This window comes from Synechococcus sp. EJ6-Ellesmere (genome assembly GCF_024345875.1).
In the GTDB taxonomy this organism is placed as follows: domain Bacteria; phylum Cyanobacteriota; class Cyanobacteriia; order PCC-6307; family Cyanobiaceae; genus Regnicoccus_A; species Regnicoccus_A antarcticus.
In genome coordinates this window covers 1-7,412 of record NZ_JAGQBY010000155.1, presented here as the reverse complement: position 1 = coordinate 7,412, position 7,412 = coordinate 1, and the positions used below count along the sequence as shown (strand labels likewise).

Below are 7,412 nucleotides of genomic sequence, written 5' to 3'. Positions count from 1 at the left end.
CCCATCCCGTCGTGGGGCTGGCGGTGCTGGCGGTGATCCTGCTCACCTACTACGGGAACCTGCGCCTGCCCATCCCAGGAGGCCTGCTGGCGGTGCTGCTCGGCATCGCCCTGGCGGCGGCCACTGGCTTGCTGCGCCTGGATCCCATCAGCTGGAAGGTCAATGCCGCCCAGGTGGGCTGGCATCTGCCCAGGCTCCAGCTGGGGGCTCTCTGGCAGGCCCGTGACCAGCTGCTGCCCTGGATCGGCGTGATCGTGCCGATGGGACTGTTCAACATTCTCGGCTCACTGCAGAACCTGGAGAGCGCCGAGGCCGCCGGCGACCGCTATCCCGTGAAGGGATCGCTGCTGATCAACGGCGTGGGCACGATCGCGGCGGCGCTGCTGGGCTCCTGCTTCCCCACCACCATCTACATCGGCCATCCCGGCTGGAAGGGGATGGGCGCCAGGATCGGCTACTCCTGGCTGAACGGGCTGCTGATGGGCCTGGGCTGCCTGTTCGGCCTGTTCGGGTTGGTGGGCCAGCTGGTGCCGATCGAGGCCGGCATGGCGATCGTTCTTTACATCGGCATCGTGATCGCCGCCCAGTGCTTCCAGGCCACCCCTGCGGCCCATGCCCCGGCCGTGGTTCTGGGGATGATGCCGGGGCTGGCGGGCTGGGGTGCCCTGCTGCTCAAAGCCGGGCTGCGGGCCGGCGGCGCCGGCGCGGCGGGGCCACCCTTCGGGCCTGCGCTGCTGCTTCCGTTGCAGCAGGCCGACGTCTGGGCGGCGGGAGCCTTCGCCCTCGAGCAGGGGCAGATCGTGGCGGCGATGCTGCTCTCAGCTCTGCTGGTGTATGTGATCGAGCAGCGCTTCCTGGCGGCATCGGCCTGCGCGGCCCTGGCGGGCGCCGGTTCCTGGTTCGGGCTGATCCACGCCTGGCGCTTCACTCCCGCCGACACCGTCTTGAACCTGGGCTGGGGCACCGGTGCCGACTGGGCTCTCGGCTATCTGGTGATGGCGGCGGTGTTCGCTGCGGCGGCCTGGGCGCAACGGCGCTCCCTCCGTGGCGTCCGCTCAGTCGGTGACGCTCCACCACGCTGATGCTCCAGATGGCCCGGGGCGGATCTACAGCGGAGATAGATCCCCTGGAGGGCCCCATGTTCCTGAAGTACCGTCCCGACGGCAGCTTGGTGGAGGTGCTCGACGTCAAGCAATTGATGGACCCCTTCGCCGCTTGTCTGAGCGGGCGTTTCCACGCTGGCGAGGAGATGCAGGAACCGCAGTCGTTCACCAAGACCGACTTGGTGTTCCCCTCGGATGAAGCGATGCCCCGCTGCTGGCTCGACCCGGCCTACCACCAGGGCTGAATGCCTCGCACGTTGTTGATCAGTGGCGCCAGCCGCGGCATCGGCCGGGCGATCGCCACACGCCTAGCGGCTGAGGGCCATCGCCTGAGCCTGGGGGTGCGCTCCCCCCAGGCTTTTGAGGACACCTCACTGGAGCCATCGGCGCAGGTGCTTCTGCACCCCTACAAGGCCACCGAGCCGGCCAGCGCCGAGGCCTGGGTGGCGGCTACGGCCGAGCGTTTTGGTGCGGTCGATGGTCTGATCCACTGCGCCGGAGTGTTCTCTCGCGCCGGGCTGCTGTTCAGCGCGGCGGAAGCGGCGGATCCGGAGCGGCTGTGGGCCGTGAACCTGATGGGCCCGTGGTGGCTGACCCGGGCGGCCTGGCCCTGGCTGGTGCGCAGCGGCCAGGGGCGGATCATCACGCTGGTCTCGATGAGTGGCAAGCGGGTGAAGGGGGGCCTGGCGGCCTACGCCACCAGCAAGTTCGCCCTGATGGCCCTCTGCGACTGCATGCGCCAGGAGGGCTGGGAGGCAGGCATCCGGGTCACGGCCATCTGTCCGAGCTGGGTGAACACCGAGATGGCGGCGGCGGTGCAGGCCATCCCGCGCCAGGAGATGACCCAGCCGGAGGATCTGGCAGCCCAGGTGAGCCTTCTGCTGGCGTTGCCGGTCAGTGCCGTGCCCTTTGAGCTGGCCATCAGCTGTCAGCGGGAGACTTGAAGGGCATTGAGGGGGCGGCGCTGCGCAAGGATGCGGGCCTCGAACGCAGCGGCGGAGATGGCTCGTCTGATCATCGTGCTCAAGCCCCGGGGGCCTGCGGCGGGCCATGAGCTGATCCCGAAGCTGATGCCCGCGCTGCAGCGCCTGAATGCCGAATTCGACCACCAGAGTCCGTCCCACCTCAGTGGCGTGCTGCGCGTTCCTCCCCAGGGGATGGTGGTGCAGCTCTTCGCTGATGTTCAGCCCCAGGCCGATGGCCCCGAGCTGGATGTGGTGCTGATGAGCTCCGAGACGATGATCAAGGGCGCGCCTCAGACCCTTCAGGCCCTCGCCGCGCTGATCGCCCTGCTGCCCGACCATGCCGGCGACCTGGAGCTGATTTTCCGCTCCGACCGCGATGGCCCCGTGCCCAGGCAGGGATCCCGGCCTTTGGCCACCCAGGGCTGAGCCGCCATGCCCAGGCCCGTGCTGGTGATCGCCAGCGGCAACCCCCACAAGATCCGCGAGATGGAGGCGATGCTGGCCTCACTTGATCTGGTGGTGATTCCCCAGCCCGAGGGACTGGAGGTGGAGGAAACCGGCAGCACCTTCGCCGAGAACGCACGGCTGAAGGCGGAAACCGTGGCCCGGATCACGGGCCGCTGGGCCTTGGCCGATGATTCCGGCCTGGCGGTGGATGCCCTCGCTGGTGCCCCAGGCGTGTACTCGGCCCGCTACGCCCAGGGCGATGAGCAGCGCATGGCCCGTCTGCTGAAGGAGTTGGGGGACACCCCTTACCGCAGTGCGGCCCTGATCAGTGCCCTGGCCCTGGCCGACCCCAGCGGCAGCACCGTGCTCGAGGCGGAGGGGATCTGCCGGGGGGAGATCCTGCTCCAGCCCGTGGCTGCCCCCGGCTACGGCTACAACCGTCTGCTGCATGTGCGCGAGGCGGGCTGCACCCTCGCTGAGATGCCCCCCCATCAGCTGGAGAAGCTCGGCAGTCGCGCCAAGGCCCTGCGCACTCTGGCGGTCGCTCTGCCCCGGATGCTGGGCCTGAACGTGAATGGCCGGCCCTGAATCCCCTGTTCCTGAAGAAGGAGTACGTGGGCTTCAGCGGTTGATGATTTCGATCGCCCTCATGGCGGCGGCCGCGGCCTCGTCGATGTCGCCCTCCCGGCCCGCCAGGGTGAGTCGGCCGTAGGCGCCCACGGCCTTCACATCCACCACGGTGATGTTCGAAGACTTCTCGGCCTCGTTGGCGGCGATCAGCACGTAGCCGGCAGGTTCGGTCTCGAGGATGAACATGCTCATGCCAGCCAGGATCATCGAGCCGCGCCTGTTCTGACGGTTGATCAGCACCGCATGGTCGGGGGTGATCGCCCGGATGATCTCGTCCCAGGTGACCTCACAGCGGCCACGCCGTTCCACCGTGGTGCCCATCGCTTCCAGCACGGCCTGACCGGAGAGCAGCACGCTGCTCTGATCCCGGTGGTAGAGGGCCAGGCTCCCGAAGGCCCGCTCCACCACCTTCTGGCCGAGGCGCACGGTGCTGGCCTTGAGGGCGATGTCGGTGAGGCGGTGCACGGCCATGCCCGGGGCCACCTCCAGCCAGAGGCAGGCGTCGCCGGGAATGGGCAGGAAGCCCTGGGACACCGTGCCCATGTAGGCGGCCAGCTGGGGCTGCAGCGAGTCGAGAAAGACGTAGGCGCGCAGCTCGATGGACTGGCGCGGCTGGACTGCGGGGCTGTGGCTGCCTGTGAGGCGAACCTGACGACTTCGGCCTGAATCGTTCGGCGGGCGGGAATCCATCCGTGACGAACGGGGCATCAAGGAGACCTGCGGGATGGGTGGTGCGACGGCCTGAACGAGCCGGCCGAATCCCCAGGGGACTGGGTTCTCGAGGAAGCAGCCGGATCCTACCCTTTGGCCCTTCTGGATTCTTTCTTCAGAGACGCTGGCCCCTTGCGTGCCCGGGCTCAGCCGATACCTTCACCTCAAGACCCTTGAGAATCAGCGCCGTGGCTTCGAAATCCAGCAGCACGGTGAACCCTGCCACCACCACCTTCTCCGAGTGGATCAGCGGGGCGATTGAGCAGGGTGTCAAACCCGAGCAGGCCCTGGCCGTCGTGGGGTTGGGTCTGATGCGCGGCATGGCCAGCACGGGCGCTGAGCTGCCCCTGCTCGATCTCGATGCCGAAGTCGAAGGATCCGTCACCGTGTCGACCCTGAAGGGCCGTCTCGAGGCGATCGCCCTGGCCGTCCAGACCGGCGCTCCCCTCACCACCCAGGAGGTGACCCTGCTGCTGGGTGCCCGCCCCGGCACCGCCGTGGTGCGCAGGGCCGGCATCACCGCCCAGCGCCTCAGCCGCAATGTCTGGCAGCTCAGCCGCGCCAGTGACGAGCGCTCCACCCCCTCGGTGGGCTTCAGCGATGGTTTCCGTCGCCGGCTCTGAAGTCCCCCTCTGGCCCCCGCGTGTTGCGTTTGGTCTCCCCCAGTGGCAAGGCCTGAGTCAGCAGGGCTAGCAATGGAACGACCGGCGACCCCTCCACCCCGTCGGCCCCAGAGCCGCCTGCGCCCCCCAGGCTGCATGGCTGGCTCCGGAAAAGCCCCCGCGTGTCCACCGGGGGCTTTTCTGTGGGCGCCAGACTGGCCTGATCGTCCGCGCCTCCGTCGCGATGTCGCCCTCGCCCCTGTTTCATCTGGCCTTTCCGGTCGTCGACCTGGAGGCCACCGAACACTGGTACGTGCAGGGGCTGGGCTGCCGTCGCGGCCGCCGCAGCGCCGAGGCCCTGGTGCTTGAGCTGGGCGGTCATCAGTTGGTGGCCCATCTGGAGCCCGGCCCGCCCCAGAACCAGAAGGGCATCTACCCCCGCCATTTCGGCCTGGTGTTCGCCAGCGCTGAGGAGCTCGACTCCCTCGAGCAGAGGGCCCACGCTCAGGGCCTGCGGCTGGGGGGCGAACCGCGCCTGCGTTTTGCCGGTACTCCCCTGGAGCATCGCAGTCTGTTTCTGATCGATCCCTCGGGCAACTGGCTGGAGTTCAAGCACTACAGCAACCCCGAGGCGATCACCGGGCTGGAGGATCACCACCTGGTGGGTGAACGCCGCGGAGAACGCCCCTCAGGCGATGGTGATCAGAAATCCACCAGCTCGTAGATCGACATCCTGGCAATGCCCACCTGCTGGGCCACTGGATTGGGGCCGGCTGGGAAGGCCACCACCGAAAATTGATAGACATCGGCGCTGGAGGGGTTGCTCCAGGGCCGCAGTGCCACTGTCACGGTCTGCCCCGGAGTGGGCGGCGTCGGGAAGCTGATGCGAAACAGCCTGCTGGCGTCGTTGAAGCTGGCCTGGACCGGCACTGGCGGGCCTTCCCGCCTGGGCTGGCCCAGGAAGGCACGGGTGCGGGAGTCGTCGAAGGAGAAGCGCCAGTCGGCTCCCGAGATCTGACGGATCTCCAACGCCCCCAGCCCCGCACCGGCCTCCTCGGGCATCTCGATCGTGACGTAATACTCGCCGCCGCGAAGAAAGACTGTTGAGTAGTACGTGCGCCAGCGCAGTTTCCAGGGGGCCCGCAGGAAGGACGTCTGCCCTCCCGGCTCGGTGTCGCCTGCAGCTGCGGGCACAAGCGGGAGTGGTGCCCATACGGCCAGGGCAACAGCCGCCGAGGCGGCCAGCAGCCGGAAACCGCGCCGTGGGCCCCTCATCGGCCGATCGGCTCCAGGTCTGGCTTCCGCTGTTGAAAGGGCCTGGGGTCCTGATCGCGGCGGTGCTGCCTGGGTAGAGGCGACAACGCCTCCTTCGAGCCCTCTGCCGCTGCGATGGCGGCTCCGAGGGCCTGGCGCAGCCGCCGGGCGGCGTGCAGGGGCATGTCGCGGGGCACGCTGATGCGATCGCGCAGATAGCGCAGGCCCGGGGCGGACCCTGCCGGCGGCAGGGGCTGGGGTGCGCCCACCAGGGCGGTCAGGGCGCAGCGCAAGGCCCGATCGAAGCGTTCCGGTGCATCGGGGTTGACTGCCGCGATCGCCTGACGGTGCTTCAACACCCTTGCCAGGGCCACCAGGGCCGAGCCCTCCGGCTCCGGCTGGGAGGTTTCCGGATCAGGGCTGGCCACGGGCCAGGGGCCTTCATCCACGCGCCGCTGGGCGGCCTGCTGCTCCGGCGTGATCCAGGCGTGGCAGCCACCCATCTGGGGCGGGAGGTCGTGGGCGTGGGTGTGGAAGTCGCTCTGGGTGGCCAGGTAGCTGGGGCGGGTTTCCATCGCTGCGAACCAGGCCGCGATGGCGGGGTGACGGGAGCGCAGGTCATAGCCCTTGTAATAGAAGAGACTGGCGCTCATCCGCTCGATGTAGGGAGTGATCACCACATCGGCGCTGCTGAACGTCTCCAGCAGATAGGGGCCCGGGGTTGATCGCAGGGCCTCATCCACCGTGGCGGCCACCCGATCGAACTGGACAGCGGCCCGCTCCTCCTGGGCTGGGCTCAATCCGGGGCTGCACAGCCACTGACACCAGGCGCGGAACAGCACACGCTCCAGTTGGCGCAAGGGCAGCACGGCGGGGTCCGTCATTCCCCGTGCCAGGGGACCGAAGGCCCGCTCCAGGGCCAGCAGGATGTCGTCGCTCTCGGTGATCACGCGGTCATCGAGCTGGAGGGCCGGCAGCATGCCGGAGGGCACCAGTTGGCGGAACCAGCGTTCCTTCTCGCCGTAGCAAAACATCGTGACCTTGCGGATCCGGTAGGGGATCCTCTTCTCCTCCAGCCACAGCCACACCTTCTGGCAGTAGGGGCACCAGGCGTGGTGGTCGCGGAAGAGGGTGACCCTCACCTCCGCTTCGCTGGCCCCGAAGAGGCGCAGCAGGGCCTGGGCGCTGCCAGGGCCGTTGACGCGATCGGGTTCGGCCGGGGCCAGCGCCGTCAGTTGCTCCCAGCCCAGCGGGTCAGTCGCTTCAGTCACACCAGCCCACGCGGATCAACCCAATGAACAGAGGCTAGGAGCGGACGACCGGCGTCTCGCGCTGCGGTGGCCCTGATTCCTAGCGTTTGACCTGAACGCTTCCTCTTCCATGTTCGACGCCTTCACCAAGGTTGTGGCCCAGGCTGATGCCCGCGGCGAATTCCTCAGCCCTGCCCAGCTCGATGCCCTTGGCGCGATCATCTCCGGTGGCAACAAGCGGATGGATGCCGTCAACCGCATCACCTCCAACGCCTCGAAGATCGTCACCAACGCTGCTCGCGATCTGTTCGATCAGCAGCCGTCCCTGATCGCCCCCGGTGGCAACGCCTACACCCACCGCCGCATGGCTGCCTGCCTGCGCGACATGGAGATCATCCTCCGCTACGTCACCTACGCCGTCTTCACCGGCGATGCTTCCGTCCTGGAAGA

Annotated in this window: 10 protein-coding genes and 1 pseudogene; 8 read left to right on the top strand and 3 right to left on the bottom strand. The window is 68.4% G+C overall.

Features of this window, described 5'->3' with window-relative positions; translation table 11 throughout:
* The 5 genes from KBY78_RS14455 to rdgB all read left to right on the top strand — a co-directional run.
* Positions 1 to 1,082, top strand: a 1,082-nt coding sequence (locus tag KBY78_RS14455; RefSeq protein WP_255144202.1) for an NCS2 family permease, incomplete at its 5' end; no start/stop codon positions are given.
* A 56-nt stretch (positions 1,083 to 1,138) separates the two neighbouring features.
* The gene (locus KBY78_RS14450; protein WP_037980344.1) at positions 1,139 to 1,348 is read left to right on the top strand and encodes a hypothetical protein; all 210 of its coding nucleotides are present in this window, start codon (positions 1,139 to 1,141) and stop codon (positions 1,346 to 1,348) included.
* Complete coding sequence (locus KBY78_RS14445) at positions 1,349 to 2,047, top strand: SDR family NAD(P)-dependent oxidoreductase (RefSeq protein WP_255144200.1); 699 nt, start codon at positions 1,349 to 1,351, stop codon at positions 2,045 to 2,047.
* A gap of 57 nt (positions 2,048 to 2,104) precedes the next feature.
* On the top strand, positions 2,105 to 2,494 hold the full coding sequence (locus tag KBY78_RS14440; RefSeq protein ID WP_255144198.1) for a hypothetical protein: 390 nt from the start codon (positions 2,105 to 2,107) through the stop codon (positions 2,492 to 2,494).
* A 6-nt stretch (positions 2,495 to 2,500) separates the two neighbouring features.
* The gene (gene rdgB, locus KBY78_RS14435; protein WP_006170900.1) at positions 2,501 to 3,103 is read left to right on the top strand and encodes an RdgB/HAM1 family non-canonical purine NTP pyrophosphatase; all 603 of its coding nucleotides are present in this window, start codon (positions 2,501 to 2,503) and stop codon (positions 3,101 to 3,103) included.
* A 33-nt stretch (positions 3,104 to 3,136) separates the two neighbouring features.
* Here rdgB and KBY78_RS14430 read toward each other — a convergent pair whose 3' ends face one another.
* Positions 3,137 to 3,835 carry a BMC domain-containing protein gene (locus KBY78_RS14430; RefSeq protein ID WP_255144196.1) on the bottom strand — a complete coding sequence of 233 codons (699 nt, stop codon included), beginning with the start codon at positions 3,833 to 3,835 and terminating at the stop codon, positions 3,137 to 3,139.
* Positions 3,836 to 4,044: 209 nt separating this feature from the next.
* On the opposite strand from KBY78_RS14430, the gene KBY78_RS14425 reads away from it, so the two are divergent.
* Positions 4,045 to 4,479 (top strand): hypothetical protein, encoded by a 435-nt coding sequence (locus KBY78_RS14425; RefSeq protein WP_255144195.1) that lies wholly within the window; start codon positions 4,045 to 4,047, stop codon positions 4,477 to 4,479.
* Between the two features lie 223 nt (positions 4,480 to 4,702).
* Complete coding sequence (locus KBY78_RS14420; RefSeq protein ID WP_255144194.1) at positions 4,703 to 5,182, top strand: VOC family protein; 480 nt, start codon at positions 4,703 to 4,705, stop codon at positions 5,180 to 5,182.
* Here the strand turns inward: KBY78_RS14420 and KBY78_RS14415 are convergent.
* Entirely contained in the window at positions 5,161 to 5,733 is a 573-nt protein-coding gene (locus tag KBY78_RS14415; RefSeq protein ID WP_255144193.1) for a DUF2808 domain-containing protein, read from the bottom strand. The two genes, KBY78_RS14420 and KBY78_RS14415, sit on opposite strands and share 22 nt — an antisense overlap.
* Positions 5,730 to 6,983: a glutathione S-transferase family protein gene (locus KBY78_RS14410; RefSeq protein ID WP_255144192.1), complete on the bottom strand. Its 1,254-nt coding sequence runs from the start codon at positions 6,981 to 6,983 to the stop codon at positions 5,730 to 5,732. Before KBY78_RS14410 ends, KBY78_RS14415 begins: the two co-directional genes overlap by 4 nt.
* Before the next feature lie 109 nt (positions 6,984 to 7,092).
* On the opposite strand from KBY78_RS14410, the pseudogene KBY78_RS14405 reads away from it, so the two are divergent.
* Positions 7,093 to 7,412, top strand: a pseudogene (locus KBY78_RS14405) (phycocyanin subunit beta); the annotation flags it as partial.